Source organism: Streptomyces sp. NPDC044704 (genome assembly GCF_056433525.1).
In genome coordinates, this window is sequence record NZ_JBWKGY010000004.1 from 326,459 (window position 1) to 353,264 (window position 26,806).

23 protein-coding genes and 1 pseudogene are annotated in these 26,806 nt (G+C 73.2%); 11 read left to right on the top strand and 13 right to left on the bottom strand.

The window, feature by feature from the left end; genetic code table 11:
* Window positions 1-263 precede the first annotated feature (263 nt).
* Window positions 264-2,453 carry a catalase/peroxidase HPI gene (katG, locus tag AC07B0_RS12320; RefSeq protein ID WP_469382648.1) on the top strand — a complete coding sequence of 730 codons (2,190 nt, stop codon included), beginning with the start codon at window positions 264-266 and terminating at the stop codon, window positions 2,451-2,453.
* A gap of 72 nt (window positions 2,454-2,525) precedes the next feature.
* On the opposite strand, the gene AC07B0_RS12325 is transcribed toward katG, so the two are convergent.
* The 5 genes from AC07B0_RS12325 to AC07B0_RS12345 form a co-directional block, all read right to left on the bottom strand.
* Window positions 2,526-4,136: an alpha/beta hydrolase gene (locus AC07B0_RS12325; RefSeq protein ID WP_469382647.1), complete on the bottom strand. Its 1,611-nt coding sequence runs from the start codon at window positions 4,134-4,136 to the stop codon at window positions 2,526-2,528.
* A gap of 184 nt (window positions 4,137-4,320) precedes the next feature.
* Window positions 4,321-5,346 carry a trypsin-like serine peptidase gene (locus AC07B0_RS12330; protein WP_356882354.1) on the bottom strand — a complete coding sequence of 342 codons (1,026 nt, stop codon included), beginning with the start codon at window positions 5,344-5,346 and terminating at the stop codon, window positions 4,321-4,323.
* Window positions 5,347-5,901: 555 nt separating this feature from the next.
* On the bottom strand, window positions 5,902-6,414 hold the full coding sequence (locus AC07B0_RS12335; RefSeq protein ID WP_467299969.1) for an SRPBCC family protein: 513 nt from the start codon (window positions 6,412-6,414) through the stop codon (window positions 5,902-5,904).
* A 141-nt stretch (window positions 6,415-6,555) separates the two neighbouring features.
* The gene (locus tag AC07B0_RS12340; protein ID WP_469382646.1) at window positions 6,556-7,788 is read right to left on the bottom strand and encodes an FAD-dependent oxidoreductase; all 1,233 of its coding nucleotides are present in this window, start codon (window positions 7,786-7,788) and stop codon (window positions 6,556-6,558) included.
* A 141-nt stretch (window positions 7,789-7,929) separates the two neighbouring features.
* On the bottom strand, window positions 7,930-8,814 hold the full coding sequence (locus tag AC07B0_RS12345) for an MBL fold metallo-hydrolase (RefSeq protein ID WP_469382645.1): 885 nt from the start codon (window positions 8,812-8,814) through the stop codon (window positions 7,930-7,932).
* A 131-nt stretch (window positions 8,815-8,945) separates the two neighbouring features.
* Here AC07B0_RS12345 and AC07B0_RS12350 point away from each other — a divergent pair, with 131 nt between their 5' ends.
* Window positions 8,946-9,374, top strand: coding sequence for a MarR family winged helix-turn-helix transcriptional regulator (locus AC07B0_RS12350; RefSeq protein WP_356882362.1), 429 nt, complete (start codon window positions 8,946-8,948; stop codon window positions 9,372-9,374).
* On the opposite strand, the gene AC07B0_RS12355 is transcribed toward AC07B0_RS12350, so the two are convergent.
* The 6 genes from AC07B0_RS12355 to AC07B0_RS12380 all read right to left on the bottom strand — a co-directional run bounded on the left by AC07B0_RS12355 (window position 9,361) and on the right by AC07B0_RS12380 (window position 14,167).
* On the bottom strand, window positions 9,361-10,065 hold the full coding sequence (locus AC07B0_RS12355) for a hypothetical protein (RefSeq protein ID WP_469382644.1): 705 nt from the start codon (window positions 10,063-10,065) through the stop codon (window positions 9,361-9,363). The genes AC07B0_RS12350 and AC07B0_RS12355 overlap by 14 nt on opposite strands.
* Entirely contained in the window at window positions 10,062-11,306 is a 1,245-nt protein-coding gene (locus AC07B0_RS12360; protein ID WP_469382643.1) for a 2-isopropylmalate synthase, read from the bottom strand. The genes AC07B0_RS12355 and AC07B0_RS12360 overlap by 4 nt, the downstream gene beginning before the upstream one ends.
* 190 nt (window positions 11,307-11,496) lie before the next feature.
* On the bottom strand, window positions 11,497-12,246 hold the full coding sequence (locus tag AC07B0_RS12365) for an SAM-dependent methyltransferase (protein ID WP_469382642.1): 750 nt from the start codon (window positions 12,244-12,246) through the stop codon (window positions 11,497-11,499).
* A gap of 40 nt (window positions 12,247-12,286) precedes the next feature.
* Window positions 12,287-12,658: a hypothetical protein gene (locus AC07B0_RS12370; protein WP_469382641.1), complete on the bottom strand. Its 372-nt coding sequence runs from the start codon at window positions 12,656-12,658 to the stop codon at window positions 12,287-12,289.
* The gene (locus AC07B0_RS12375) at window positions 12,655-12,780 is read right to left on the bottom strand and encodes a hypothetical protein (protein WP_356882370.1); all 126 of its coding nucleotides are present in this window, start codon (window positions 12,778-12,780) and stop codon (window positions 12,655-12,657) included. Before AC07B0_RS12375 ends, AC07B0_RS12370 begins: the two co-directional genes overlap by 4 nt.
* 145 nt (window positions 12,781-12,925) lie before the next feature.
* Window positions 12,926-14,167, bottom strand: a complete 1,242-nt coding sequence (locus AC07B0_RS12380) for a cation:proton antiporter (protein WP_469382680.1) — start codon at window positions 14,165-14,167, stop codon at window positions 12,926-12,928.
* A 313-nt stretch (window positions 14,168-14,480) separates the two neighbouring features.
* On the opposite strand from AC07B0_RS12380, the gene AC07B0_RS12385 reads away from it, so the two are divergent.
* The 7 genes from AC07B0_RS12385 (at window position 14,481) to gap (ending at window position 21,115) form a co-directional block, all read left to right on the top strand.
* The gene (locus AC07B0_RS12385; protein ID WP_478897896.1) at window positions 14,481-14,912 is read left to right on the top strand and encodes a PRC-barrel domain-containing protein; all 432 of its coding nucleotides are present in this window, start codon (window positions 14,481-14,483) and stop codon (window positions 14,910-14,912) included.
* A 29-nt stretch (window positions 14,913-14,941) separates the two neighbouring features.
* On the top strand, window positions 14,942-15,730 hold the full coding sequence (locus tag AC07B0_RS12390) for an SDR family NAD(P)-dependent oxidoreductase (protein WP_356882372.1): 789 nt from the start codon (window positions 14,942-14,944) through the stop codon (window positions 15,728-15,730).
* Window positions 15,731-16,165: 435 nt separating this feature from the next.
* On the top strand, window positions 16,166-17,431 hold the full coding sequence (locus AC07B0_RS12395; protein ID WP_478897898.1) for an SGNH/GDSL hydrolase family protein: 1,266 nt from the start codon (window positions 16,166-16,168) through the stop codon (window positions 17,429-17,431).
* A gap of 120 nt (window positions 17,432-17,551) precedes the next feature.
* Window positions 17,552-18,343, top strand: coding sequence for a class I SAM-dependent methyltransferase (locus AC07B0_RS12400; RefSeq protein WP_356882376.1), 792 nt, complete (start codon window positions 17,552-17,554; stop codon window positions 18,341-18,343).
* Window positions 18,340-18,990: an HAD family hydrolase gene (locus AC07B0_RS12405; protein WP_469382638.1), complete on the top strand. Its 651-nt coding sequence runs from the start codon at window positions 18,340-18,342 to the stop codon at window positions 18,988-18,990. The genes AC07B0_RS12400 and AC07B0_RS12405 overlap by 4 nt, the downstream gene beginning before the upstream one ends.
* A gap of 72 nt (window positions 18,991-19,062) precedes the next feature.
* Window positions 19,063-20,019, top strand: a complete 957-nt coding sequence (locus AC07B0_RS12410) for a GlxA family transcriptional regulator (RefSeq protein ID WP_356882380.1) — start codon at window positions 19,063-19,065, stop codon at window positions 20,017-20,019.
* 97 nt (window positions 20,020-20,116) lie between these two features.
* The gene (gene gap / locus AC07B0_RS12415) at window positions 20,117-21,115 is read left to right on the top strand and encodes a type I glyceraldehyde-3-phosphate dehydrogenase (protein ID WP_356882382.1); all 999 of its coding nucleotides are present in this window, start codon (window positions 20,117-20,119) and stop codon (window positions 21,113-21,115) included.
* Window positions 21,116-21,193: 78 nt separating this feature from the next.
* Here gap and AC07B0_RS12420 read toward each other — a convergent pair whose 3' ends face one another.
* Window positions 21,194-21,376, bottom strand: coding sequence for a hypothetical protein (locus AC07B0_RS12420; RefSeq protein ID WP_478897901.1), 183 nt, complete (start codon window positions 21,374-21,376; stop codon window positions 21,194-21,196).
* Window positions 21,377-21,485: 109 nt separating this feature from the next.
* Window positions 21,486-22,274: a GNAT family N-acetyltransferase gene (locus AC07B0_RS12425; protein ID WP_478897903.1), complete on the bottom strand. Its 789-nt coding sequence runs from the start codon at window positions 22,272-22,274 to the stop codon at window positions 21,486-21,488.
* A gap of 410 nt (window positions 22,275-22,684) precedes the next feature.
* Between AC07B0_RS12425 and gyrB the strand changes: the two are divergent.
* A pseudogene (gene gyrB / locus AC07B0_RS12430) lies at window positions 22,685-24,732 on the top strand (DNA topoisomerase (ATP-hydrolyzing) subunit B).
* Window positions 24,733-25,059: 327 nt separating this feature from the next.
* Window positions 25,060-26,793, top strand: coding sequence for an ABC-F family ATP-binding cassette domain-containing protein (locus AC07B0_RS12435; RefSeq protein ID WP_469382634.1), 1,734 nt, complete (start codon window positions 25,060-25,062; stop codon window positions 26,791-26,793).
* The last annotated feature ends 13 nt before the right edge of the window (window positions 26,794-26,806 follow it).

The window sequence follows — 26,806 nt, forward strand, 5'->3', positions numbered from 1 at the left end:
AGCAGGAGTTTACCGGCAGCGGCCGGAGTTCCGGCGGGAAGCGGAACCGGCGGTTTGTCATTTCGGGCGTTCGCCGTGCGGGGGTGCCCTGCGTGTTCTCGTAGCGGTGCGGTCTGCGGTGCGCGACCATACGGACGCTGATGCGCGCTCGATTGTCGGCGTCGTTCGGGTGGCGGGCCGCGGTGCTCGATCCGGACGAAGGGAATGCGTCAGGCGCAAGCAGCCAGCAGAGGGAAACACCGAGACAGGAAAGAAGGACGGACGTGTCCGGCAGCGAAAGCGAGAACCCAGTAATCCCCGCCCCGACCCCCGAGGCGACGCGCCCCAGGACGAACCGGGACTGGTGGCCGAACCAGCTGGACCTCCAGGTTCTCCATCAGCATTCGCCCCAGTCGAATCCGATGGACGAGGACTTCGACTACGCGCAGGAGTTCTCGTCCCTGGACGTCGAGGCGCTGAAGCGGGACGTCTTCGAGGTGATGACGGCGTCGCAGGACTGGTGGCCCGCCGACTACGGTCACTACGGGCCGCTCTTCATCCGGATGAGCTGGCACTCCGCCGGAACCTACCGCATCGAGGACGGCCGGGGCGGCGGCGGAGCCGGCGCCCAGCGCTTCGCCCCGCTCAACAGCTGGCCGGACAACGCGAGCCTCGACAAGGCGCGCCGTCTGCTCTGGCCGGTCAAGCAGAAGTACGGCCGGAAGATCTCGTGGGCCGACCTCCTGGTGTTCGCCGGCAACTGCGCCATGGAATCCATGGGGTTCAAGACGTTCGGTTTCGGTTTCGGACGGGAGGACATCTGGGAACCCGAGGAAATCTTCTGGGGCCCTGAGGACACCTGGCTCGGAGACGCCCGGTACAGCGGCGACAGGGAACTCACGGGCCCTTTCGGTGCCGTTCAGATGGGTCTGATCTACGTCAATCCGGAAGGCCCCAACGGAAATCCGGATCCGGTCGCCGCCGCCCGGGACATTCGCGAGACGTTCGGGCGCATGGCGATGAACGACGAGGAGACGGCCGCCCTCATCATCGGCGGCCACACCTTCGGAAAATGCCACGGCGCGGTCGATCCCGAGTGCATCGGTCCGGAACCGGAGGCGGGCCCCATCGAGCAGCAGGGTCTCGGCTGGCGGAACACGTGCGGCAGCGGCAAGGGCGTCGATTCCCTGACCAGCGGCCTCGAAGGGGCCTGGACCTCCGAGCCGACGAAGTGGGACAACGGGTACCTGGACAACCTGTTCGCGTACGACTGGGAGCTGACGAGGAGCCCGGCCGGCGCTCAGCAGTGGACTCCGACGGACCCCTCGGCCCGGGACACCGTGCCCGACGCGCACGATCCGTCGAAGCGGCACGCCCCCATGATGCTGACGACGGACCTCGCGCTGAAGCTGGACCCGGTGTACGGGCCGATCGCGAAGGGCTTCCACGAGAACCCGGACAAGCTCGCGGTGGCGTTCGCGAAGGCCTGGTACAAGCTCCTGCACCGCGACATGGGCCCCCTCTCGCGCTACCTCGGGCCGTGGGTGGCCGAGCCGCAGCTGTGGCAGGACCCGGTCCCCGCGGTCGATCACGAGCTCGTCTCGGAGGCGGACGTCGCCGACCTCAAGGGCAGGATCCTCGCCTCGGGACTGTCCGTCCCCCAACTGGTCGGCACGGCTTGGGCGTCGGCGGCGAGCTTCCGCGGCACGGACAAGCGCGGCGGGGCCAACGGGGCCCGGATCCGGCTCGCGCCGCAGAAGGACTGGGAGGTCAACGACCTGCCCGAGGTGGCGGAGGCGGTGCGGACCCTGGAAGGGATCCGGGAGGACTTCAACGCCTCGCGGTCCGACGGCCGGAAGGTTTCGCTCGCCGACCTGATCGTGCTGGGCGGCTGCGCGGCGGTCGAGCGGGCCGCGAAGGACGCCGGGCACGCCGTCACGGTCCCCTTCGCCCCGGGGCGTACGGACGCCACGCAGGAGCAGACGGACGTGGAGTCGTTCGCCGTGCTCGAACCGCGGGCGGACGGGTTCCGCAACTACCTGCGGGCGGGAGAGAAGCTGTCCCCGGAGACGCTGCTGCTGGACCGTGCCAACCTGCTGACCCTGACCGCACCCGAGATGACGGTGCTGACCGGCGGCCTGCGCGCGCTGAACACCGGTTACAAGGGATCCCGGCACGGCGTCTTCACGGACCGGCCGGAGCAGCTGACCAACGACTTCTTCGTCAACCTCCTGGACATGGGGACGGAGTGGAAGGCGTCGGCCGCGGACGAGAACGTGTACGAGGGGCGGGACCACGCCACGGGCGAGGTCAAGTGGACCGCCACCGCCGTCGACCTCGTCTTCGGCTCGCACTCCCAGCTCCGCGCCATCGCGGAGGTCTACGCGTCCAAGGACGCGGGCGAGAAGTTCGTGCGTGACTTCGTGGCGGCGTGGGACAAGGTGATGAACCTGGACCGGTTCGACCTCGCCTGAGCCCCGTCGGACCTCGCCCGGGCCCGGTGCCCGGCGGCGGAGACTCCTCCGCTGCCGGGCACGGACCGCGGGTCAGCGGAGGGTGGGGATCACGTCCCGCGTCTCGTCGGCCTCGACGCCCGTGGTCGTGCGGCGGCCGGGGGCGCCCGGGGGCGTCTCGTCCGCGCAGACGGTCCCGCGCGCGGGCAGCGCCAGGGTGGCCAGGTAGTCGTTGACGAGGGCGCTGACGCAGGCGCTCCGGTTGTAGCCGGTGTGTCCCTCGGCCGCGAAGGTCAGCAGGCGTCCGTTGTCCAGCGTCCGGGCGAGGGCGACGGCGTCCTGGTAGGGGGTGTCCGGGTCGCCGGTCGTGCCGAGGACGAGGATCGGCGCGGAGCCCGCCGCGCGGTAGGAGCCGTCGTAGCGGCTCGGACGCTCGGCCTGCCACTGGGCGCAGGTGGGTGCGTGGTTGTGGTCGTAGGTGGGCGGTCCCAGGCCGATGGGGGGTCCCAGCAGGGGCGCCGAGGCCGCGTGCGCGCTGACCAGCGCGCCCAGGAGGAGGCGACCGGGCGGGTAGACGCGGTCGGCGCACTCGACGGCCGTGTTGACGTTGAGGAAGTCGAAGGAGCCGGGTGAGGGCGGGTTCAGCAGGAACGAGCCCTGGCGTGCCTGGGCCGCCCGCAGGGCCTCTCCCAGGTACGGCCAGATCTCCTTGCCCGAGTTGATGTTGAACATCAGGCGGTAGGCGAGGGTGTAGCCGGTGGCAGGCCGTCCGCTCGCGGTGATGACCGGGTCGGCGTCCAGGGCCCGCTTGAGCTGTTCGAAGGCCTGCCGGGGCTTGCCCTCCCCGAATCCGCAGGTGGTGGCGTTCTGCGCGCACCAGTCGAGGAACCGGCCGACCGCCCCGTCCAGGGCGGCGAACTGCGCCGCGTCGTAGGCGTACGGCACCTCGGAGTAGCGGTGCGGGTCGTAGGCGCCGTCCAGGACCATGGCGCGGACGCGGCGGGGAAACTGCGCGGCGTAGACGGTGCCCACGTAGCTGCCGAAGGAACGGCCGTAGAAGGTGAGCTGCTCCTCGCCGAGGGCCCGGCGCAGCAGGTCGATGTCCTTGGCGTTCGACCCGGTGCCGATGAACGGCAGGAGGCCGCCGGAGCGTTCCCGGCAGGCGTCGGCGAAGTCGCGGCCCTGCCGGACGGCTTCGCTCAGGGCTCCGGGGGCGGGCACGCCGCGTGCGGCGTCGACGGCGGCCGAGTACTCCTGGTCGTTCCAGCACTCCACCTGTCCGCTGCGTGCCACGCCGCGCATGTCGTACCCGACGACGTCGAAGGTGTCGCGGAGGGAGGCGGGGAGGGCCTCGTAGCTGTTACGGGCGAAGTCCACACCGGAGTTGCCGGGTCCGCCCGGGTGCAGCAGCAGGACGCCGGTGCGGTGGGCCGGGTCGGCCGCGAGCCGCCGGGTGACGGCGAGGGGGATCGTGGGTCCGGCGGGATCGCGGTGGTCCAGCGGTACCCGGGCGGTCGCGCACTCGAAACCGTCCCCCGGGGCGGCGCAGGGGCCCCAGGACAGGACGGGCACGGGCGGGGAGCCGGCGGTCGTCGCCGTGGCGGACCCGGGCGTGACGCCGAGGAGTGCCGTGACCGCGATCAGGACGAGGGTTATCCCCCACACCACGCGCTTGCGCGGGTCGTCGGTTGAACGGCTCTGCATACGGTGAACTCCCTCGGTGACGGGTCGGCAGGGGCAGCTCACGGGCAGGGGTGGCTCACGAGGTGGGGGGACGTGTGGGCGCCCGGGCTCGGCTGAGCGGCACGCACAGGTTGCCACCGGTGGGCCCGGCCGGGATAGACGGCGGGCCGTACGGGATCCGGAAGGGACCGCTCGGGTGGGGCGGTCAGCGGTCCCGGGCGGCCGGACGTGGTGAGGAGCCGTTGCTGACCGACTGGTAGACCTCCCTGGCCCGCTGACCGAGCCGGGGCCCCGCCAGCCAGGTGTTGCCGTCCGGGCCGATGGAGGTGTTGCTGACCAGGGCGAGCGCGCCGGAAGGGTCGCGGGCGAACCACCCGCCGCCGGAGGCGCCGCCGTTCATGGTGCAGCCGATCCGGTAGAGGACGGGCTGGCCGCGCCTGACGGCCAGCCGTCCCGGGCGGTCCTGGCAGGAGAACATCCGCTCCCCGTCGAAGGGCTTCTCGGCGGGGTATCCCCAGACTCCCATCGCCGGGATCGTCGTCGCCGAGGCCGCCCCGAACCAGACGGGCGCCGCCCTGCCTATCGTCTCCTCCAGTGAGGCGCTGGTTCCCGAGCGCTTGACGTGCAGGACCGCGAAGTCGAAGGGGGAGCCTCCGCCTCCGCTGGGGGCGCCCTCGGCGATCCACTCCGGCGCGGTTTCCGCGCGGTCGGCCCACCACGTCCCGAAGGGGGCCACCGCGCCGAGGCCGGCCCGGGCGCGGGCCGCCCCGGTCAGTCCGTCGTTGTTGTACGACGGTACGAAGACGATGTTGCGGAACCACCGGCTCCCGGCCCCGCCGTGGACGCAGTGCCCGGCGGTCCACACCAGGCCGGAGCGGCCGGGGCGGGCGGGATCGCGCACGGCGGTGGCGGAGCACACACTCGGCCCTTCGTTCGTGTCGAAGAAGAGCTTGCCCATGACGGCCGCGTTGTCGTGGTAGGCGGTCGCCTCCGGTTTCGCCGTGACCGGGGCGGGCTCGGGGTCGGTCACGTCCACGTCCGCGCCGAGATCGCCGGCCACCGGGCTGTCGGCGGAGACCGCCCCCGCCATCCGGTCGGGGGTCCACAGACCGGGGATGACCGGGTTGGTGAAGGCCGCCGGCAGCTGCGGGGCGGCGCAGCCGGAGAGGGCGACGGTCAGCGCGAGGGCGGCCAGCACGGCGGTGAGGAAGGCGGCACGGCGATGGAGCATGAGGTGACCCCCGTGGGGTGGTACGGCGCGGGCGGCCGTGGCTGCGAGGTGAGGCTCGGACTCTTCCCTAGCCACGCGGCTCCTGCGGGCCCTGTTCACCGCCGTACGGCCCGAGACACAACCGTGACATTCGGTCGGGCCCCGAGCCGGGCGCGAGACGCACGGCTCCAGCGGGGCTCCGACCGCCCTGCCGGACCGGCCCCGTAGCCCGTGCGGCCGGGTACCGGCCGGCCGTATGCCGGGTGTCCCGGAGGCTCCGGGAAACGGCTGCCGGTTCGTCCCGATGCCCGCCGGGCCGGCCGGGCCGGACGTAGCGTGGCCGTATGAGGACGCAGCCGGTCGAGGACAAGGGCCCGAGGGTGCCGCAGAGTTACCCGCCGAGGACGCCGCCGCCCCCGAAGCGGCCGGTGGAGCCGCCGAGGCCCCGGCCGAAGGCGCCGGGCGGCGACTCCCGGGGCTACGGCAACAGTTCGAGCGAGATGTGCGGGGACAGGGCGCGCAGGAGGGCGGGTGCGTCGAAGGCCGCGCCGGCGTAGACGTCCCAGCCTCTCGCGGTCACGCGGTGTCGGGCGCCGGTTCCAGGGCCTTCTTGAGGTTGCGCAGGGTGGTGCGGATGTTGCCGCGCTGGAAGTCGGCGAAGGTGTGTCCCCGCGTCGCGACCCGGTCGAAGGCGCCGGCGACGAAGTCGGGCCACGAACGCCGGTCGTCGGTCCACGTCTCGGTCACCCTGGTGCCCCCGGGAACCGGCTCGAACCGGTACTCCCAGGTGGCGATGGGGCCGGGCACCCGCGGGCGCCGTACGCCGATGGCGTGCACCCGGAACCGGAACAAGCGGTCCGCCTCGACCGCCGTCACGGTGCAGCGCGTGGTCCAGCGGAAGGCGCCGCGCTTGTTCCGTCCGTCGAACACCATCCCCACGCGCGTCTCACCGACGTCACCGTGGACGGTGGCGCCCAGGTTCTCCGGACTCCATTCGCCCATGCGGGCGGGATCGGCGACCTGCCGGAAGACTTCGTCGGGACGGACGTGGACGACGATGCTGTCGGACACCGTGAACGTACGAGGCATGGCACTCCCCTCCAGGCCGCCGACGCTACCGTCCCGGCACCCCCCACGGCTACCCATCGGTAACCTCGCGGTGAAAACTCGTTGCCGGCCCGGACCCGTCTCACGCCCCGTCTCGCCGCCCGGCTCCCGCCGGACGGTCCTTCAGCGGAGCGATTCCCTCGGGGGGCGCTCGCGGAGGGCTCCGTACGCGAGGAAGTAGGCCGGGATCCGGTTCAGCCAGCGCGAGTCGGTGACGAGTTCCGTCATCCGCTTGGCCTTGCGGGGATCGCCGAACGCGGTCCGGCCGGCCAGCAGCGGTTCGATGACCTGGGCGTGGGCGAGGCGCTGGAGGCCCTGGGTCGCCACGGTGGTGGGCCAGCGCCGGTGCTGGACGCGGCGCACGTCGCGCAGGCCCACGGTGCTCGCGCGCAGCGGACGCACGAGGTGGCGGGCCGCGGCCACCGCGTCCTGCACGGCGAGGTTGATGCCGATCCCGAAGACGGGTGACATCGCGTGGGCCGCGTCACCGATGCACAGCAGCCCGGGACGGTGCCAGCGGCGCAGCCGGTCGAGCCGTACGTCGAGCAGTTTGACCTCGTCCCAGGAGGTGACGGCGCCGCTCCGGCCGGCCAGCCACGGGGCGGCGGCCGTGAAGCGGTCCATGAAGCGCTCCAGGCCCTCGGCGCGGCGCTCGGCGTCGGTCCCCTTCGGGATGAGCGCGGCGCACTGCCAGTAGTCGCCGCGGTCGATGAGCGCGGTGAAGAACCTGTCGCCCAGGGCGCCCACGAGGCCGCTGGGGTCGTCCTCGTGGCGCGGCAGGCGGAACCACCAGGCGTCCATGGGGCAGGGGAAGTGTTCCAGGCCGAGTTCGGGCAGGGCCCTGGCCAGTGAGCCGCGGCCGTCGCAGGCCACGGTCAGGTCGGCCCGGAGCTCGCCGGTGCCGCCGTCCGCGGTGCGGTAGCGGACGCCCGTGACCCGGCCGCGCTCGATGAGGAAGGAGGTCGCCTCGGTGTTCATGCGGAGGCGGAAGGACGGCTCCCGGCCCGCTTCGTCGGCGAGGAGGTCGAGCAGGTCCCACTGGGGGACCATCGCGATGTAGTTGTACTTGCCCGGCAGCGCCCCGATGTTGCCGACCATGACCAGGGAGCGGTCCGGCCCGATGGGCAGCTGCACGGAGGTCACCCGGCGCTGCGGCAGCCGGGCGAACCGTTCGGCCAGGCCGATCTCGTCGAGCAGCGACAGGGTGGAGGGGTGCACGGTGTCACCGCGGAAGTCGCGCAGGAAGTCGCCGTGCTTCTCCAGCACCGTCACCTCCACCCCGGCCCGCGCCAGCAGCAGTGCCAGCACCATTCCGGCCGGCCCGCCTCCCACCACGCAGCACGTCGTGCGCTCCACGGCAACGCTCCCTTCGCGGGGATCGGGTGAGCCCCAGAGGACGTATACCGCATTCGGGACGGCGCGGCCGGTAACGGCGACACCACGGCGCACCTCCCGCGCGCCACGGGTGACGCCGCCGTCGGCGCCCGCTTCCGCCGGTCAGGCGTCGACGGGGTGCCAGGCCGGGCCGTTCCCGTCCCGGCGGACGTGTCCGAACACGACGTCGGCGAAGTGGACGCCGAAGCCGATGGTGCCGGGCTCCGCCAGCTCGGCGACGAGGCGGTGGCGGTGACCGGCCGTCAGGGCGGGGTCGTGGTCGAAGGCCGACGACCATGCGGGGTGGTCGGCCTGGATCGGCGAGTGCATGGCGTCGCCGAAGGCGATCAGGCGCCGTCCGCCGCCGGTGATGACGTACTCGGCGTGCCCGACGGTGTGGCCGGGGGTGATCCGTACGCGTACACCGGGGAAGACCTCCTGCCCGTCCGTGACCGTCCGTACGCGCGGTGCGAGGGCCGCGACCTGTCCGGCCATGCCCTGGGCCTCCAGCAGGTCGCGGCGGTCCCACTCCTGCTCGGAGACCAGGTGGTCGGCGTGGGCGAACACGGGCCGGTCTTCGCCGGGGGCGGGGTGACAGGCCCAGCCGAGGTGGTCGGAGTGGAGGTGGGTGAAGGCCACCGCTTCGATGTCCTCGGGGCGGCGGCCCAGTTCGGCGAGGCCGCGCGGGAGGGCGCCTCCGTGGATCGCGGCGAGGGGGCCGTCCGGGGCCTGGAGCGCCTGCGGGCCGAAGCCCGCGTCGATGAGCAGGGCGCGGTCACCGCGCTCCACCAGCAGGGCGCCGACGCTGCCGACGAGGTGGCCGGCCGGGTCCAGGTACTGCGGGTGTGCGGCCCACACCTCGTCGGTGGTGTCCGGGAGCATCCGCAGCGGGCGCAGCCGCACGTCTCCGTCCGGTACGTACGACACCTTCGTGTCGCCCAGCCGTATCGAGCGGATTCCCGCCGGCCGGCTCAGTCGTTCGTCCCGCTCGACCGTCAAGTCAGCCATGGGTTCTCTCCTGTGAGTCGTCGTCAGGCCGTCGCGGTGCCTCCCGCGGCGACGAGCACCACCATAAGCATCAAGTTAGAATCATTCAAGCTAGAAATGTTTCACCTTGACGGAGTTGCTAGGGTGGTGGCATGACGACGCCCCCCGAACAGCAGGCCATCGCCGAGCGACAGCTGTGCGGTCTGGTGAACGGGCTCGCGCAGCGGATCGCCGAGCACGTACGGGAACGCGCCGCCACCCTCGGGCTGACGGCGCCGCAGGCGACCGCCCTGCGGGAGATGAGCGGACCGATGACCATGCGGGAGCTCGCCGAACGCATGAGCTGCGAACCCTCCAACACCACGTTCGTCATCGACAAGCTGGAGAAGCAGGGGCTCGTCGAACGCCATCCGCACCCCACCGACCGGCGCGCCAAGCACCTCGTCCTGACCGCCGAGGGGACCGCGCTGCGCGCACGTCTCCTCGGACTCCTGGCCGTGGACTCACCGCTCTCCGGGCTGAGCCCGCAGGAACAGCGCGTCCTTCACGGTCTGCTGGAGCAGGCCGTCACCTCTCCGTGAGCCGGGGCCCGGGCCGGGGCCGGCAGGCGGCGCGCAGGTGATCCAGATAGGTGCCGGGACCGGCGTACACCTGGTCCTGGGCGCCGGAGCGGTGCAGTTCCATGCGCCCGTCCGGATGCAGGCGGACCGTGGTGGTGGCCGAGCGGGGCGGGGCGTCCGCGGCGTCGGGCGTGGTGCCGGGGAGCGTGGCGGGGTCGAGGACGGTGACGTGGCCGGGGAACACGGCCCGCGCCCCGGCCGCGCTGGACACCGGAGGGCGGCCCGTCCGGTTGGCACTGCTGACGTACAGGACGGGGTACGCGTCCAGTACCGGCCGGAGCGGGGCCCAGCGGGCGCCGAAGAGCAGGGTCCAGCCCTCGTGCGTGGCCGGAGCCAGCCAGTCGGGCGGGGTGTGGTCACGACGCAGCGGGGCCAGCAGCGTGACGCGTTCCCCGGTCAGCAGCCGGCGGGCCGTTTCGGCCGGCCCGGGGGCGAGGTCGAGCGCCCGCAGGACGCGGTCGGTCGTGTCGGGGTGGTGGGTCCACAGGGCGACGGGCTGACCGGCGGGGCGTCCCTTGGCCCGGTTCACCGCGTGCGGCGTGAGGGCGGTGACGACGTACGTCAGGGGTGCCGGATTGGGCAGCACCGCGGCCCGGCGCCGGGACAGGTTCGCGTGCGCGGCGTCGACGGTGTCGGTACGCGGAGCGGTCATCGCGGGGTCCGCGCGGAGGGGACGGTCAGGGCGGTGAGGTAGTCGGCGAATTCCCCTTCGTCGACCACGGCGTGTCCCTGGCCGTAGGCCCGTGATTTCACCCAGGTCGCCGCGGCGCGGGTCTGGTCGGGGTCGAGGTCGTGGCCGAGACGGGCCGCGACCGCGTTGATCACGCGGGCGCTCGCCAGATGCGTGAGGATCACCCGGGGCTCGATGCCGAGGAGTTCGAGCGGATCGTAGGGCTCGAACAGGCGGGGATGGACGAAGGGCGTACCGGTGGAAATGGTGCCGACGCCGTCCCCGACGACCGGGGTGGTCACGCCGAGCGGTGCGCCGGTCTCCGCGGCCACCATGCGGGCGAGGTCCGGCAGCAGGGTCAGGTCGGGAGCGGTCCACCAGGGGTCGCGGCCGTCACCGAGGAGGGCGCGGGTGCGTTCGGGGCGGTAGGCCAGCAGGAACAGGAGCTGTTCGGTGGCGACCATGCCGCTGCGTTCGGCGATGCCCAGCCAGGACGCGGAGTGCACGCGGATGCCCGCGCGCAGCGCCTGGAGGGTGTTGGCCAGCGCGAGGCCGAGGTCGTTGTGCAGGTGCGAGGCCAGGACGACGTCGTCGCCCGCGCGGCGGCGCACGGTGGTGAACAGGGACGCGGCGTCCTCGGGCAGCTGGTCGCCGACCGTGTCCGCCAGCACCACCACCCCGGCGCCGGCCTCCGTCAGGTGCGCCGCGTGCTCGCCCGTCAGCGCGTGGTCGGCGCGGGACGCGTCGGCCAGGCACACGTCGACCGCCACGGTGTCGTCCGTCTCCCTGGCCAGTGCGACCAGCGCGGCGCCCTTGGCCAGCGCCTGTTCGGCGGTGCCGTGGGTCATCACCCCCGCCATGGCCTCCGAGGCGGGCACGATCACCATGATCCGCGCGTGGGCGCTGCCGCGGACCGAGGCCAGGGCCTGGCGCACGTCACCGGCGGTGCCCCGGCACACCGCGGACACGCTCACCGCCCCCTCGGCCTCCACCGCCACGCGGCGGACCGCTTCGAACTCCTGCGGGCACACGGCGGGGAACCCGGCGGCGAACACCACGTGGCGGTGCCCGTTCCCGCCGAAGATCCGGCCCTGGGCGCGGGCCAGACGCACCCGGAAGTCAGCCGTCATCAGCGTCTTGGCCTGGGCCCCGTCACGTGGCGACTCCTCCCACAACACGAACCGCCCGGCCCGCGCCGACTCGCGCACCACATCAACCGCCACCGTCACACCCTCCGCTCACGGGGTGCGGACGGCCGGCCCGTCACGCCCCGGAAAAACGATCACCCGGAAGGGGTGTCGGCCACGGGCAGGGCGAGCCGATTCACCCGAACGGGTGGCCGGTCCTTCCCGGGCGGACGGGTCGGGGCGTACGGGTCCTACCGGTCGGGGCATACGGGTCGGGGCGTACGCGTCACCGGGGCGGCGTCCGGCAGAGGAGCAGGGTGACGAAGCCGAGCGTCCCGCGGTAGCCGTGGAGCCAGGCGTCGCGGTGGTCGTTCGCGGCCCGGAGGGCTTGGCCGCTGTCGGGGTGGCCGGGGTGTTCCAGGGCCCATCGGGACAGGGATCCGGTCCAGGACCACTCGTAGTCGTCCCATTCCCTAAGGGTGCTGACGTATCCGTGGAGCGGGGTCCAGCCCTGGTCCACGACGCGGTCGACGGTCGTGGCCAGGTCGTCGTGGTCCTCGGCGCGGAAGCCGAAGCCGAGGGTCTCCGGGCCGGGTTCGCGTTCCCAGAAGCACGTGCCGAGGAGGACGTGGCCGCCCGGGGCCAGGTGTCCGCGGGCGGCTTCGAGGGTGGGGGCCAGACCGCCGAAGGCGTGGTCGGCCCCGATGCTGAGCACCAGGTCGTAGCGGTGCGGGGAGGTGAACCCGGTGGCGTCCTGGGCGTGGAACACGATCCGGTCGGCCAGCCCCGCTCCGGCGGCGGCGCGCGTGGCGGTGGCTATGGTCTCGGCGTCGTGGTCGACCCCGTCGGCGCGCAAACCGGGGTTCGCGGCGTGGGCGCGCACCAGCCAGCTTCCCGATCCGCATCCGAGGTCGAGGAGCCGGCCGGCGCCCGGCGCGAGGGCCCGCTCCAGGAGGGCCCGGACGGAGTCGTCGCTCAAGGGGGCGGCCACGGGGTGGTCGGCATGGGCGAGGGAGCTGATGCGTTGACGGTCCATGGCGGCATCCTGCCCTCCGCCCGCCGCACGGGTCTCCTGGTTATGGACGGGTCCCGGAGGGCCCGGGGTGCCGAGCGGCCGGGATCGCCTCGGCGTTCGGGGGCGTCCGCGGCGTCGGGTCGGGGGCTTGCGCGCCACCACCGGTCCGGATCGCCGCCAGGACCTCCTCGTGGAGCGCTGCCATACCGGCCTCCGGGAGGGGGACGGGGCTGCCGGTGAGGGTGTACCACTCCGCCGCCCCCGTGTACTGGACGGTCAGGGTGGCCCGGCCGGTGCCGTCGTCCTCCGTGGCGAGGGTCAGGTCGCCGGTGACGACGCCGACCTCGTCGGTCATCGCACCGCCCGGCCCGGCCTTGACGAAGCCGACCAGGCGCACGCCCGTCGGCATGTACGGGGTACTGGACGGGTTCACCGGCGGCGTCCCGGGCCGACGCGCACCAGGCTGAGACGGACCAGGGGGAAGACCGCCGGAGCCGCACCTGCGGCGAGCAGGCGGCTGCGGTCGGCCCGCGCGGTTCGGGGTTGGTCGCTCATCGCTGTGTCTTCTCCCTGGTCTCGGCGGGGCCGGCCGCTCCACGACGGCCGCGGCCGACGGCGTTCCGTTCGAAGCCGCGTGTACCCAGGTTTCGGCAGGACATCCGCTGGTGCCGTGACCGGAAAGGTCCACCGGGTCGCGACACTAGTGACCCGGATCCTCGGCGGAGTCGAGTCGCGCCGTGACCGGGGTGGCGGCGATGCCGTGCAGGAGGACCGAGAGCAGGACGGTGAACGTCACCACGGCCCAGAGTTCCCGTGCGGGAGCGGCGAAGTCCGCCTCGCCCAGGGCGTACGCCAGGTAGAAGAAGGATCCGATCCCCCGGATGCCGAAGACGGCGATCGCCGCCCGCTCCTTGCCGACGGCCCGGCCCCGGGCCAGGACCGCCCAGCCCACGGCCGGGCGGATCAGCAGGACGAGCAGTACGCCCAGAGCGGCCCCGCGCCAGGTCAGTGCTCCGAGGCCGCCGGTCGCGATGTAGCCGCCCAGGAGGAAGAGCACGACCGCCGTGAGCAGCCTCTCGATCTGGTCGGTGAACGCGTGCATGACGCGGTGGTAGCGGTGCGCGCGTTCGGCGCCGCGGATCGTGCAGGCGGTGACGAACACGGCGAGGAACCCGTAGCCGTGCAGCAGTTCCGTCAGGCCGTAGGCGGTGAAGGTCGCGGCGAGGGCCACGAAGCCCTCGCGGTGTTCGGAGAGCCGCAGGGCCTTCCAGGCCGCCTGGAAGAACATCCAGCCGAGCAGCCTGCCCACGGCGACGCCCACCAGCAGCCCGACCGTGCTGCGCACCAGTACGTCGCTCCAGGCCCAGTGCCACAGCCCTTGCGCGGACCAGCCGGTCGCGGAGGCCGCGGTGAGGGCGACGGCGGCCAGAACGAAGGGGAAGGCGAGGCCGTCGTTGAGTCCGGCTTCGCTGGTCAGCCCGAAGCGCACTTCGTCCTCGTCGTCGGCCTCGTCGGTCGGCTCGCCCACGCGTACCTCGGCGGCGAGGACCGGGTCCGTGGGGGCGAGGGCGGCGGCCACGAGGAGGGCGACGGCCGGCGGCCACCCGAGCAGCCATCCGGCGGCGGCCGCCGTCAGCAGGATGGTCAGCGGCATGGCCAGGCCCAGCAGCCGCCACGTCGTCGCCCAGGCGCGCAGGCCGGGCGGTCTGTTGATGGCCAGGCCCGCGCCCATCAGGGCCACCACGACGCAGACCTCCGTGAGGTGCTCCACCACTCCCCGGTGCCGCACGGGGTCGAGTTCCGGGAGGGCGTCGAGCGGCAGCAGGAACACCAGGAAGCCCGCCGCCAGGAACACCATGGGCAGGGACAGCGGCCGTTTCGCCAGAGCCGTCGGCAGGACCGCCGCGCACAGGGCGCCCAGTCCCGCGCAGGCGTACACCATGTCGATCCCCGTCAGACCCAATCCGACCACCGTTCCCGTACGACGTCTCTCGCCGCGCGCCTACCCGATCTTGGCGCGGCCAGCCGGAATCGGCCCCGCCCCGCACCGCACCGGCCCGAGCCGCTCTTTCGGAGCAACCCTGCGACGGGCGGTGACATCGGCCCGCCGGGGCGGTAGCGGGGGCTCGCGGGCCGTCCGGACGCCTGCGCGCAGGCGTCCGACCGCTTGCCGCGGCGCCGGTCCGGGTGCGGTGTAGAGGTGGGCGCGGCCCTGGAGACCGCCGCGTGCCCGTACCCCACTGGAGGACGCACCGATGAGCACTGGCAACGGCTTCCCGACCGCCGAGCAGCTGATGGACCTGACCGTGTACGACAGCGAGGGGGAGAAGATCGGAACCATCGGCCGGGTGTACCTCGACGACACGACGGACCGGCCCGAGTGGGTCACCGTCAAGACGGGCTGGTTCGGGATGAAGGAGTCGTTCGTCCCCCTCTCCGGTGCCCGCAGTGACGGGCAGGCCCTCCACGTCCCGCACACCAAGGACGTCGTGAAGGACGCCCCGCGGGTGGACGCCGGCCAGCACCTGGACGCCGGTGAGGAAGGGCGGCTCTACCGGCACTACGGGCTGAGCGCCGACCGGGGCAGCGGCGTCGGCAAGGTGCACCGCACCTCCGTCGACGTCCCGGGCATCGCCACCGGAACGTACGTCGACGACCGGGGCGAGGGACGCGGCAAGGAAAAGTGACCTTCCGGGGCGGCAGAGAGGCGGGCGGCGTGCTCATCGACCTTTCCGGGAAGACCGCTCTGGTCACCGGTTCCACCCAGGGCATCGGCGCCGCGATCGCGGCCGGACTGGCGGCGGCCGGCGCGCGGGTCGCCGTCAACGGCCGGAGCCGGGGTTCCGTCGACGCGGCCGTGGCACGGCTGGGCGCGGAGGGCGGCACCTTCCTCGGCGCGCCCGGCGACATCGCGACGCAGGAGGGCGCCGAGGCCGTCTTCGCCGCCGCCCCGGACGTCGACATCCTGGTCAACAGCCTCGGCGTCTTCGGCGCGCGGCCGGCCCTGGAGATCGACGACGCCGAGTGGCGCCGCTACTTCGACACGAACGTGCTCACGGCCGTCCGGATGATCCGGCACTACCTGCCGGGCATGGTCGAGCGCTCGTGGGGCCGCGTCCAGAACATCGCCAGCGACTCCGCCGTCGCGATCCCGGCCGAGATGATCCACTACGGCATGTCGAAGACCGCGCTCCTGGCCGTGTCCCGGGGCTTCGCCAAGGAGGCCGCCGGGACGGGGGTGACCGTGAACTCCGTCATCGCCGGACCCACGCACACCGGAGGCGTGGAGGACTTCGTGTACGAACTCGTGGACCGGGACCTGCCCTGGGACGAGGCGCAGCGCGCGTTCATGCGCGAGCACCGGCCCCAGTCCCTGCTCCAGCGGCTGATCGAGCCGGAGGAGATCGCGAACATGGTGGTGTACCTCAGCTCGCCGCTCGCGTCCGCGACGACGGGCGGGGCGGTGCGGGTCGACGGCGGCTACGTCGACTCGATCCTCCCGTGAAGGGGCTTCGATAACCGGCGGGTTATCGGTCGGTGCGGGACTCGCCGTTGATCGCTCGAAGGGCTCGGTGGAGGCTGGTTCCCGGCCCGCGACGCCCCACGAAGGGCGTCTGAACCGCACGTTCGAGAACGGCCGGGGCGAATGTCGCCCCGGCCGTCACATTCTTGCGTCGCGGCGGGTCAGAGCAGTGGAACAGCACTGAAGCGCCCGCACGAGGGGGAAACCATGACCGGGTCGATTCCCGTCACCGGAGGCACCAGAGGCACCAGAGGCCCCCTGCCCGGCACCGCGGCCCGCCCGCCCGGCCGCTGCCGTGCCGTGCCCTGGGCTGACGTGCCCTGGGCTGACGTGCCTTGTGCTGACGTGCCCTGCCGTGCCCTGTGCTGCCGTGCCGTACCTCGTCCTGCCGATCTTCACCGTCCGAAAGAGCTCACGATGCGCGCCTTCGTCCGACTCCCGCTGACCGCCGCCGCCTTGGCGGCACTCCTGATCACCGCCGCCGCCCCCGCGCACACGGCCTCCGCATCCGCCTCCGCGGGAGCGCACCGGTGGACCGCCGGCTGGGCCACGGCCGTCCAGCGCCCCTCCCAGAGCTGGTACCCGACCTGGGCGGAGGCCGGCTTCGACCACCAGACCGTACGGCAGACCGTCCGGGTCGGCGCCGACGGCTCCGAGCTGCGGGTACGCCTGTCCAACGCCTTCGGCACGACCCCTCTGCGGCTGACCGGCGCCACCGTCGGCATATCGGCCGGGGGCGCCGCCGTCCGGCCCGGGACCGTCCGTACGCTGACCTTCGGCGGATCCGCCTCCCCTTCGGTCCGGCCCGGGGACCGGCCGGCCAGTGACCCGGTCCGGCTGCCGGTGAAGGCGGGCGACCGCCTCGCCGTCACCCTGTACTTCGACGGCCCCTCGGGACCGGCCACCTTCCACAACGTGGCCATGGAGGACACGTACCGGGCCGACGGCGACCACCGCGCGGACCTGGGCGCGGACGCGTTCGCGCAGAAGAGCGCGTCCTGGTACTTCCTCGAAGGCGTCGACGTGGCCGGCGCGCCGGCGGGCGCGCGGCGGGACGCGGTCGTCACCTTCGGCGACTCGCTCACCGACGGCGCCGCTTCGACCACCGGGGCCGACAACCGCTACCCGGACCAGCTCTCCCGGCGGCTGGCCGCCGAGGGCCGGCCGCGCCCGGTCCTCAACGCGGGCATCGGCGGCAACCGGGTGCTGAGCGACTCCGCGTGCTTCGGTGAGAAGGCCACGACCCGGTTCCGGCACGACGTCCTCGGACAGATCCGGGTGGGCACCGTGATCGTGCTGGAGGGCACCAACGACATCCTCATGGGCGAGACCGCCGCGAACGCCTGCACCACCACGAACCGGGGGGTGACGGCCGCCGAGTTGATCGAGGGCCACCGTGCGCTGATCCGTGCGGCCCGAGCCCGGGGGATCACGGTCGTCGGGGCGACGCTCCCGCCCGGCAAGGGCCTGGAGAGCGGGATCCCCGCCCGGACGCGCGCCGCGCTGAACGAGTGGATCCGCACCGGTGGCGCGTACGACACCGTCGTGGACTTCGACCGCGTCCTCGCCGACCCGCTGAACCCCGGACGGCTGCTCCCGGCGTACGACAGCGGGGACGGCCTCCACCCCAACGACGCCGGGTACCGGGCGATGGCGGACGCCGTGGACCTGGACTCCCTGTAGCCGTCCCCTCCCGTACGCCACGCGCCCACCGACCGCCGGGCCGCCGACCGACCCCGCCCGGCCCTCCGACCCACCACCCCTCCGATCCACCGATCCACCGGTCGAAAGGACACCGCACCCGTGACCACACCCCCCGAGCACTACGACCGGCTGCTCGCCGAGCACTACACCTGGATGCTCGGCAGCGACATCCACGCGACCGCCCGGGACCAGGCCGAACTCCTCCGCGGACTGGGCGTACTGCCCGACGCCCACGGCGACAGCGCCCTCGACCTCGGCTCCGGGCCCGGCCCGCAGACCCTGGCCCTGGCGCACCTCGGCTTCTCCTCCGTGACCGCCGTGGACACCAGCCGGGCCCTGCTCGACGAACTCGCCGGACACGCCGCGACCGCCGGCGTCGCGGACGCCGTGCACACCGTGCACGCGGACCTCGTCGAAGCGCTCCCCCGCGTGACCGGACCCGCCACGGCCGCCGCGATCGTGTGCATGGGCGACACCCTCACCCACCTGCCGGGCACGGCGGACGTCCGCGCCCTGCTGAACGGGGCGGCGCGCGCCCTGCGCCCCGGCGGACACCTCGTCGTGACCTACCGCGACCTCACCGGGGAGCTGCGCGGCGCCGACCGGTTCCTCCCCGTACGCTCCGCCGAGGACCGACTGCTGACCTGCTTCCTGGAGTACGTCGACGAGGACACGGTCCTGGTCCACGACCTGCTCCACACCCGCTCGGAGGGGGAATGGCACTTCCGGGCCGGCAGCTACCCCAAGCTTCGGCTGGCCGCGGACTGGCTGGCCGAGGAGACCCGGCGCGCCGGTCTGGAGGTCCGGCACGCCGCCGTGGGCCCCCGGGGCATGCGGGTGCTCCACGCGGTCAGGCCCGCCGGGGCCGCGGACCCTATGCTGCGGGGATGATCAAGCCGATTGAACTCGTCATATTCGACTGCGACGGCGTGCTGGTCGACAGCGAACGCATCGCCGTCCGCGTCCAGGTCGCCCTCGGCGCGGAGTTGGGCTGGCCGCTCACCGAGGACGAGGTCATCGACCGGTTCATCGGGCGGTCGAACGCCTCCGTGCACGAGCAGGTCGCCGTCCGGCTCGGCGAGGAGACGGCCGCGACCTGGCAGGAACGGTTCGACCGGCTCCACCGCGAGGCCGTGGACACCGGGCTCGCCCCCGTCGAGGGGCTGCCCGAGGCACTCGACGCGATCACCCTGCCGACGTGCGTGGCCTCCAGCGGCTCACACGACAAGATGCGGCACACCCTGGGCCGCACCGGCCTCTACGAACGCTTCGCGGGCCGCATCCACAGCGCCACCGAGGTCGCCCGCGGCAAGCCCGCCCCCGACCTGTTCCTCCACGCCGCCAGGAAGATGGGAGTCGACCCCGCGGCGTGCGCGGTGGTCGAGGACAGCCGGCCCGGCGTGGAGGCCGCCCGCGCCGCGGGCATGCGCGCCTTCGGCTACGCCGGCGGGCTGACCCCCGCGGAACGGCTCGAAGGACCGGGCACCGTCGTCTTCCACGACATGCGCAAGCTGCCCGTGCTGCTCGGCGAACGGTGAGCGGCCCGCACCGGCCGCCCGCGCGCACCTCGCCGTCCTCTTCCTGAGGCCCCTCCCGCGTACCCTCGTCAGGTGCCAGCCTCCCGCCTCCACCGCGTCGCCGTCCTCGTCCTCGAAGGCGCGAAGCCTCTCGACGTGGGCATCCCCGCGCAGGTGTTCACGACCCGGGCGAGCATGCCGTACGAGGTGCGGGTCTGCGGTGCGGCGCCCGGGCTCGTGGCCGGCGGCGACGGCCTGTCGTACCACGTGACCCACGGGCTGGAGGCGCTCGCGTGGGCCGACATCGTCTTCGTCCCCGGCTACCGCTTCCCCGACCGCGACGACCCGCCCCGGGCCGTCCTCGACGCGCTGATCGCCGCCCACGACCGGGGCGCGCGACTCGCCGCCATCTCGACGGGCGCGTTCGCGCTCGCCGCGACGGGCCTGCTCGACGGCAAACGCGCCACGACCCACTGGCACTACGCCCGGGCCCTCGCGGCGAGGCATCCGCTGGTCCGGCTCGACGAGAACGTCCTGTTCGTCGACGAGGGCAGCGTCCTCACGTCGGCCGGCGCCGCCTCCGGCATCGACCTGTGCCTGCACATCCTGCGCGGCGACCTCGGCGTGTCCGCCTCCAACCACGCCGCCCGGCGGCTGGTCGCGGCGCCCTACCGCAGCGGCGGCCAGGCGCAGTACGTGCCGCGCAGCGTGCCCGAGCCGCTCGGCGAACGGTTCGCCGCCACCCGCGAGTGGGCGCTGCACCGGCTCGGCGAACCCCTCACCCTCGAAGCGCTCGCCCGGCACGCCGGGGTCTCGGCCCGCACGTTCTCGCGGCGCTTCGCCGAGGACACCGGGTACACCCCGATGCAGTGGGTCATGCGGGCCCGGATCGACATGGCCCGCGAACTGCTCGAACGCTCGCAGCGCGGCGTGGAGCAGATCGCCGCCGACGTCGGCCTCGGCACCGGCGCGAACCTGCGGACGCACTTCCAGCACATCCTCGGCACCACCCCGACCGAGTACCGGCGCACCTTCACGCAGGGCGAGTAGCCCGTTTGGCGAGATCCTTTTGAACCGTGGCGATCACGCCGCTGTCGCGGGCGGGCGCCGGGCGCGAACCTGGTGGCGAACGAAAGGGACATCGCTCATGACTCGCATCGCCATCAACGGTTTCGGCCGCATCGGACGCAACGTGCTCCGCGCCCTCCTCGAGCGTGACAGCGACCTCGAGGTCGTCGCCGTCAACGACCTCACGGAGCCCGCCACCCTCGCTCGGCTGCTCGCCTACGACACCACCTCCGGCCGGCTCGGCCGTCCGGTGACCGTCGACGGGGACGTCCTCGTCGTCGACGGGCACCGCATCAAGGTGCTCGCCGAGCGGGAGCCGGCGCAGCTGCCCTGGGCCGAGCTCGGCGTCGACATCGTCCTGGAGGCGACCGGCCGGTTCACCTCGGCCGAGGCCGCCCGCGCCCACGTCAAGGCCGGTGCGCGGAAGGTACTCGTCAGTGCGCCGTCCGACGGCGCCGACGTCACGCTCGCGTTCGGGGTCAACTCCGACTCCTACGACCCGGCCCTGCACACGATCGTCTCGAACGCCTCGTGCACGACCAACGCGCTCGCGCCGCTGGCCGCCGTACTCGACGACCTCGCCGGCATCGAGCACGGCTTCATGACGACGGTGCACGCCTACACGCAGGAGCAGAACCTGCAGGACGGCCCGCACCGCGACGCCCGTCGCGCCCGCGCGGCCGCCGTCAACATCGTGCCGACCTCGACGGGTGCGGCCAAGGCGATCGGCCTCGTGCTGCCCAACCTCGCGGGCAAGCTGTCGGGCGACTCGATCCGCGTACCGGTCCCGGTGGGTTCGATCGTCGAACTGAACACGACCGTCGCCCGCGACGTGACCCGCGAGCAGGTCCTGGAGGCCTACCGCACCGCGGCGGAGGGTCCGCTGGCCGGAGTCCTCGAGTACTCGGACGACCCGCTGGTGTCCTCGGACATCACCGGCAACCCCGCCTCGTCGATCTTCGACTCGGAGCTCACCCGCGTCGAAGGCCGTCACGTCAAGGTGGTCGCCTGGTACGACAACGAGTGGGGCTTCTCGAACCGGGTGATCGACACCCTCACGCTGCTCGCCACCCGCTGAACCGACCACACCCCCTCCGCGTGAAACCCTGGCCGGCCCGGACGACGGGCCGGCCAGAGCGCTTGGGGCGCGGCCGGCTCAGAGGTTGTCCCACAGCCTGCGCCAGAAGTTGGCGCGTACGTCGCTGATCCAGTGGCCGGTGTCGCAGTGGAGCTTGCGCACCACCGGGAAGCGCTGCGGTACGGGGCGCCCGCACCACTGGCACGGCTTCGTGCGCCGGGCGGGCGAGCCCGGCGCCCCCACGGGGTTCGTCTCGGTCATGGCCCCAGTGAACAGCCCGCCCGCGCGCGGTACCACGGTGTCCGTACTCAGCCCCCGTGCGCTTGCTACTCAGACCAGCCCGCCGGGGCCCCGGCCGGCTGTCCGGCGGCTACGCGAGCGCGGTGTACGTGGCCTCGGTGAACTCCGTGACCTCGGTGAAACCGAGCCTGCGGTAGAGGCCGATGGCGGTCGCGTTGTCGGCGCGCACGTTCAGTCCGATGTGGTCCGTGGTCCGGCTCAGCTGCCTGCACAGGGCTGCGACGCACGCCCCGCCCGCGCCCTGCCCGCGCACCTCGGGGTCCGTGGCGACGTTCCCGATCGCGGCGACCCGGTAGGCGGGCGAGTAGACGTGCACGCCCGCGACGGCGACGAGCCGCCCGTCGCGCCGGGCGCCCACGTACTGGCCGGTGTCGAGCATCCGGTGGTCGAACCAGTTCCCCGGGTACGCCCGCTCGAACAGCTCCAGCAGCTCCGGCAGGTCGGTCCGGTCCAAGGGGGCGGGCCGCCACGGGCCGCCCGGGTGGGCCGCGGCGAGGCCGGGGTCGGTGAGGGCCATGCGCAGCAGGGTGCCGTGCCGCTGGACCGCGTACGCGGACTCCAGCACCTTGTCGACCGCCCCGGTCAGGTGGCCGAAGAACCGCCGGGGCAGGACGGGCAGCAGTTCCTCGGCCAGTTCCTCCAGGGCGGCGGCGTCGCCGGGGCGGGAGAAGGCGAGCACGGTCGGGATGTCTCCGACCGCGTACAGCAGCGCGACCGGGCCGTCGTCGGTCGCCGTGTACCAACTGGTGTGCGGCCACAACAGGTCGTCGAGGTCGCCGAGCTCCATCAGGTGCATCGCCGGGTCCCGCCCGAAGCGGTCGGCGAGGGCGGTTCGGTCGTGAAGGCTGCGCAAGGTCACCCGCCCACCCTACGGCGCCGCCCCGATCCGCCCTGGCCGGGGTCCCGCCGCAGCTCGCGCGTGCTGCCGCGGCGCCGTCGAGCAGCTCTTTCAATTCCCCCCGCGAGCCCTCCCGTCCGATGCCTCCCGAAAGGCACGTCCGGCCGCCTGGAGGGCGAACTCGCGCCTCGCGCAGGGGGGATAGGCCGACAGCGTCACAATCCACCAGTCGGCCGCACAGCCGCCTTGGAGGGGCGGTGACCCATGGAGGAAACCCCGGCCGCAAATAGAATGGAGCGGACGGGCACCCCGGCGCCGGGGTGTCCGTCCATGACCGCGTCCGGCCCCGTTCCGCACGTCGCGCCGGCACCCCCTGTCCACAAGACGCTCCCTGCGGGAGCGCGGCTTGTGCTGCCCTGAAGGAGTCCTCCGTGGCCGATCCCGGCAACCCGACCGAGCCCACCGCCGTCCCCGTTCCCCTCCCCCGCGCCGGCGGCGGCCCGGCGCCGCAACCGTCCTACGACGGCCGTTCCATCAGCGTGCTCGACGGGCTCGACGCCGTCCGCACCAGGCCGGGCATGTACATCGGATCGACGGGCGAACGCGGCCTGCACCACCTGGTGCAGGAGGTGGTGGACAACTCCGTGGACGAGGCGCTGGCCGGCGTCGCCGACACGATCGCCGTGACACTGCTCGCCGACGGCGGGGTCAGGGTCGCCGACAACGGCCGGGGCATCCCCGTCGACATCGTCGCCTCCGAGGGAAAGCCGGCGCTGGAGGTCGTGCTGACCGTGCTGCACGCGGGCGGCAAGTTCGGCGGCGGCGGGTACGCCGTCTCCGGCGGACTGCACGGCGTCGGCCTCTCGGTCGTCAACGCCCTGTCCACGAGGGTGTCCGCCGAGGTGCGCAAGGACGGTTACCGGTGGAGCCAGGACTTCAAGGCCGGCGTACCCACCGCCGCGCTCGCCCGGCACGAGGCGACCACCGCGACGGGCACCACCATCACCTTCTGGGTCGACGACAGCGTCTTCGAGACCACCCGCTACTCCTTCGAGACCCTCTCCCGGCGCTTCGGGAAGTCGCCTTCCTCAACAAGGGCCTGACCGTCTCGCTGACCGACGAGCGGGCCGCCGCAGGACCCGCCACCGCCGGATCCGCGGACGACGACACGGACCACCCGGCCCGGACGGTGACCTACCGCTACGAGGGGGGCATCGCCGACTTCGTCACCTACCTCAGCGCCCGCAAGGGCGAGTCCGTCCACCCCACCGTGATCTCCATCGGCGCGTCCGACCCGGAGCGGACGCTGTCCGCGGACATCGCGATGCAGTGGAACACCGGTTACAGCGAAGGCGTCTACTCCTTCGCCAACGCCATCCGCACCCACGACGGCGGCACGCACGAGGAGGGGTTCCGCACCGCCCTGACCGCTCTGGTCAACAAGTACGCGCGTGACAAGAAGCTGCTGCGCGAGAAGGACGACAACCTCGCGGGCGAGGACATCCGCGAGGGGCTGACGGCGGTCATCTCGATCAAGCTGGGCGAGCCCCAGTTCGAGGGCCAGACCAAGACCAAGCTGGGCAACACGGAGGCCAAGTCCTTCGTCCAGCGCGTGACCTACGAGCACCTGTCCGACTGGTTCGACCGGAGCCCCCACGAGGCCGCGGAGATCGTCCGCAAGGCGACGGCCGCGGCGACGGCGCGCGTCGCGGCCCGCAAGGCCCGTGACCTCACCCGCCGCAAGGGTCTGCTGGAGAGCGCCTCGCTGCCGGGCAAGCTGTCCGACTGCCAGTCGAACGACCCGACGAAGTGCGAGATCTTCATCGTCGAGGGCGACTCGGCCGGCGGCTCCGCGAAGTCCGGCCGCAACCCGATGTACCAGGCCATCCTGCCGATCCGCGGCAAGATCCTGAACGTCGAGAAGGCCCGGATCGACAAGATCCTCCAGAACACCGAGGTCCAGGCACTGATCAGCGCCTTCGGCACCGGCGTGCACGAGGACTTCGACATCGAGAAGCTCCGCTATCACAAGATCATCCTGATGGCGGACGCCGACGTCGACGGCCAGCACATCAACACCCTGCTGCTGACCTTCCTGTTCCGCTTCATGCGGCCCCTGGTCGAGGCCGGACACGTCTACCTGTCCCGCCCGCCGCTGTACAAGATCAAGTGGGGCCGCGACGACTTCGAGTACGCGTACTCGGACCGCGAGCGCGACGCGCTCGTCGCCCGCAGCGCCGGGAACGGGAAGCGCCTGCGCGACGACTCGATCCAGCGGTTCAAGGGCTTGGGCGAGATGAACGCCGAGGAGCTGCGCGTCACCACCATGGACGTCGACCACCGCGTGCTCGGCCAGGTCACCCTGGACGACGCCGCCCTCGCCGACGCCCTCTTCTCCGTCCTGATGGGAGAGGACGTCGAGGCCCGGCGCTCCTTCATCCAGCGCAACGCCAAGGACGTCCGGTTCCTCGACATCTGAGACCGCCGGAGGCTCGTGCGCGGGGAAAACGGAATGCAGGGGGCGGTGGGGGGCGGTTAGGGTGGATCCATGGGTCACTTCCACTACTTCCTCTGATTCCCGGGACCGGGAACACGCCGCTCCCCGGCCGCGCGCCGACGTGCCGGCCCGCCTGATCGGGCGGCCCCGCACCGCGCGCTCTCGCCTCTCGGCTGACCGGCGGTGCACGCACGTCCCGTGACGTGCGTGCACCGGAGCTCCCCGCGTTCCCACGACGTGTCCCGTGCCCTCGCGGCCGAGGGCCCCTCCGTCGGGGCCGGCCGCTCCCATGTCAGGGAAGTACGCATCATGCGCGAACGCGCCCACCATCTGTCGCCCGCCCTCGCGGACCCCTCGCCGGCCGACGCCCGCGCCGACCGGTTCCAGCTCGCGGTCCGTGACCTCTCCAAGGACTTCGGGCCCCGCCGCGTCCTCGACCGGGTCTCGTTCACCGTCCGCCCCGGCGAGCGGGTCGCCGTCGTCGGTGAGAACGGATCCGGCAAGTCCACGCTGATCCGCCTCCTCGTCGGCCTCGACGTCCCCGACGAGGGGGAGATCACCCTCCGCGCCCCCGGCGGGGTCGCGCACCTCGCCCAGACCACCGCGCTTCCGCCCACGGCGAGCGTCGCCGACGCCATCGACGCGGACCTGGCCGAACTGCGCGCCCTGGAGCGCGGGCTGCGTCGTGCCGAGGAGACCCTCGCCGACGCCTCGGCCGACGAACTCACGCACTACGGCGAGCTGTTGGAGGCCTTCGCCGAACGGGGCGGGTACGAGGCGGACGCCCGGGTCGCCGCCGCCCTCGACGGGCTCGGGATCGGCGGGATCGACCGCGACCGGCAGCTCGGCACCCTGTCCGGCGGCGAACGCTCCCGGCTGGCACTCGCCGGCACACTGTGCGCGGGCGCCGAACTGCTCCTGCTCGACGAGCCGACGAACCACCTCGACGCCGACGCCGTCACCTGGCTGCGGCGACGGCTCACGGACCACCGGGGCACGGTCGTGGTCGTCACCCACGACCGCGGCTTCCTGCGGGAGTACGCCACGACGGTCCTGGAGGTCGACGCGGACACGCGGACCGTGCGCCGCTACGGCGACGGCTGGGACGGCTACCGGGCCGCCCGGGAGGCCGAGCGGCGCCGGCTGGACCAGGCGCACCGCGAGTGGCAGGAGGAGACGGCCCGCGCGGAAGCCCTCGTCGACGCGGCCGGCACCCGGCTGGCGGGCACCGGCAAGGATCCCCGCCAGGGCTTCGGCAAGCACCGGCGGTCCTCCGAGGCGAAGCTCTCCGGCCGGGTGCGGGCCGCGCGGGCCCGCCTGGAACTCCTGCGGAGCCATCCGGTGCCGCCGCCTCCGGAACCGCTCCGGTTCACCGCCTCGCTGCGGACCGACCGGACGGGGGCGCCAGGCCCGGACGTACCGGGTCCGCACGTGCCGGGTCCGCACGTGCCGGGTCCGGCGGTGGTGGAGGTCGACGGGGCGGTGGTCGGGAACCGGCTCCGGGTGGCGGCGCTGCGGGTGCCGGCCGGTGGCCGCCTGCTGGTCTCCGGGCCGAACGGGGCGGGCAAGACGACCCTGTTGCGGCTGCTCGCCGGGGTGGGGCGGCCCGACGCCGGGCACGTCCGGGTCCGGGCACGGGTCGGGTACCTCCCCCAGGAACCGGCGCCGCTGCCCACGGGGCCCCGCGTCACCCTGCTGGCCGCCTACGCGGCCGGGCGGCCCGGTCCGGCCGAGGAGCACGCGGAGGAACTCCTCGCCATGGGCCTGTTCCGGTCGGAGGACCTGCTGCTCCCGGCCGTCGGCCTGTCCGCCGGCCAGCTCCGCCGGATCGAACTGGCCCGGCTGGTGTCCCGTCCCACCGGCCTCCTCGTACTGGACGAGCCGACGAACCACATCGCCCCGGCGCTGACGGACGAGTTCCAGGAGGCGCTGACCCGCTACCCCGGCGCGATCGTCCTCGTGACCCACGACCGGGTACTGCGGGAGGCCTTCCCCGGCGACCGCCTCCACCTGGTGGCGGGCCGCCCGGCGGCGTCGCCCTGACCGGCGGCCGGGC

Bases quoted from the DNA above. Each gene is read 5' to 3' on its own strand.
- AC07B0_RS12325 (WP_469382647.1), bottom strand. From the start codon at position 4,136: ATGCAGAGCCGTTCAACCGACGACCCGCGCAAGCGCGTGGTGTGGGGG.
- AC07B0_RS12330 (WP_356882354.1), bottom strand. From the start codon at position 5,346: ATGCTCCATCGCCGTGCCGCCTTCCTCACCGCCGTGCTGGCCGCCCTC.
- AC07B0_RS12335 (WP_467299969.1), bottom strand. From the start codon at position 6,414: ATGCCTCGTACGTTCACGGTGTCCGACAGCATCGTCGTCCACGTCCGT.
- AC07B0_RS12345 (WP_469382645.1), bottom strand. From the start codon at position 8,814: ATGGCTGACTTGACGGTCGAGCGGGACGAACGACTGAGCCGGCCGGCG.
- AC07B0_RS12350 (WP_356882362.1), top strand. From the start codon at position 8,946: ATGACGACGCCCCCCGAACAGCAGGCCATCGCCGAGCGACAGCTGTGC.
- AC07B0_RS12355 (WP_469382644.1), bottom strand. From the start codon at position 10,065: ATGACCGCTCCGCGTACCGACACCGTCGACGCCGCGCACGCGAACCTG.
- AC07B0_RS12365 (WP_469382642.1), bottom strand. From the start codon at position 12,246: ATGGACCGTCAACGCATCAGCTCCCTCGCCCATGCCGACCACCCCGTG.
- AC07B0_RS12375 (WP_356882370.1), bottom strand. From the start codon at position 12,780: ATGAGCGACCAACCCCGAACCGCGCGGGCCGACCGCAGCCGCCTGCTC.
- AC07B0_RS12380 (WP_469382680.1), bottom strand. From the start codon at position 14,167: ATGGTGTACGCCTGCGCGGGACTGGGCGCCCTGTGCGCGGCGGTCCTG.
- AC07B0_RS12385 (WP_478897896.1), top strand. From the start codon at position 14,481: ATGAGCACTGGCAACGGCTTCCCGACCGCCGAGCAGCTGATGGACCTG.
- AC07B0_RS12395 (WP_478897898.1), top strand. From the start codon at position 16,166: ATGCGCGCCTTCGTCCGACTCCCGCTGACCGCCGCCGCCTTGGCGGCA.
- AC07B0_RS12405 (WP_469382638.1), top strand. From the start codon at position 18,340: ATGATCAAGCCGATTGAACTCGTCATATTCGACTGCGACGGCGTGCTG.
- gap (WP_356882382.1), top strand. From the start codon at position 20,117: ATGACTCGCATCGCCATCAACGGTTTCGGCCGCATCGGACGCAACGTG.
- AC07B0_RS12420 (WP_478897901.1), bottom strand. From the start codon at position 21,376: ATGACCGAGACGAACCCCGTGGGGGCGCCGGGCTCGCCCGCCCGGCGC.
- AC07B0_RS12435 (WP_469382634.1), top strand. From the start codon at position 25,060: ATGCGCGAACGCGCCCACCATCTGTCGCCCGCCCTCGCGGACCCCTCG.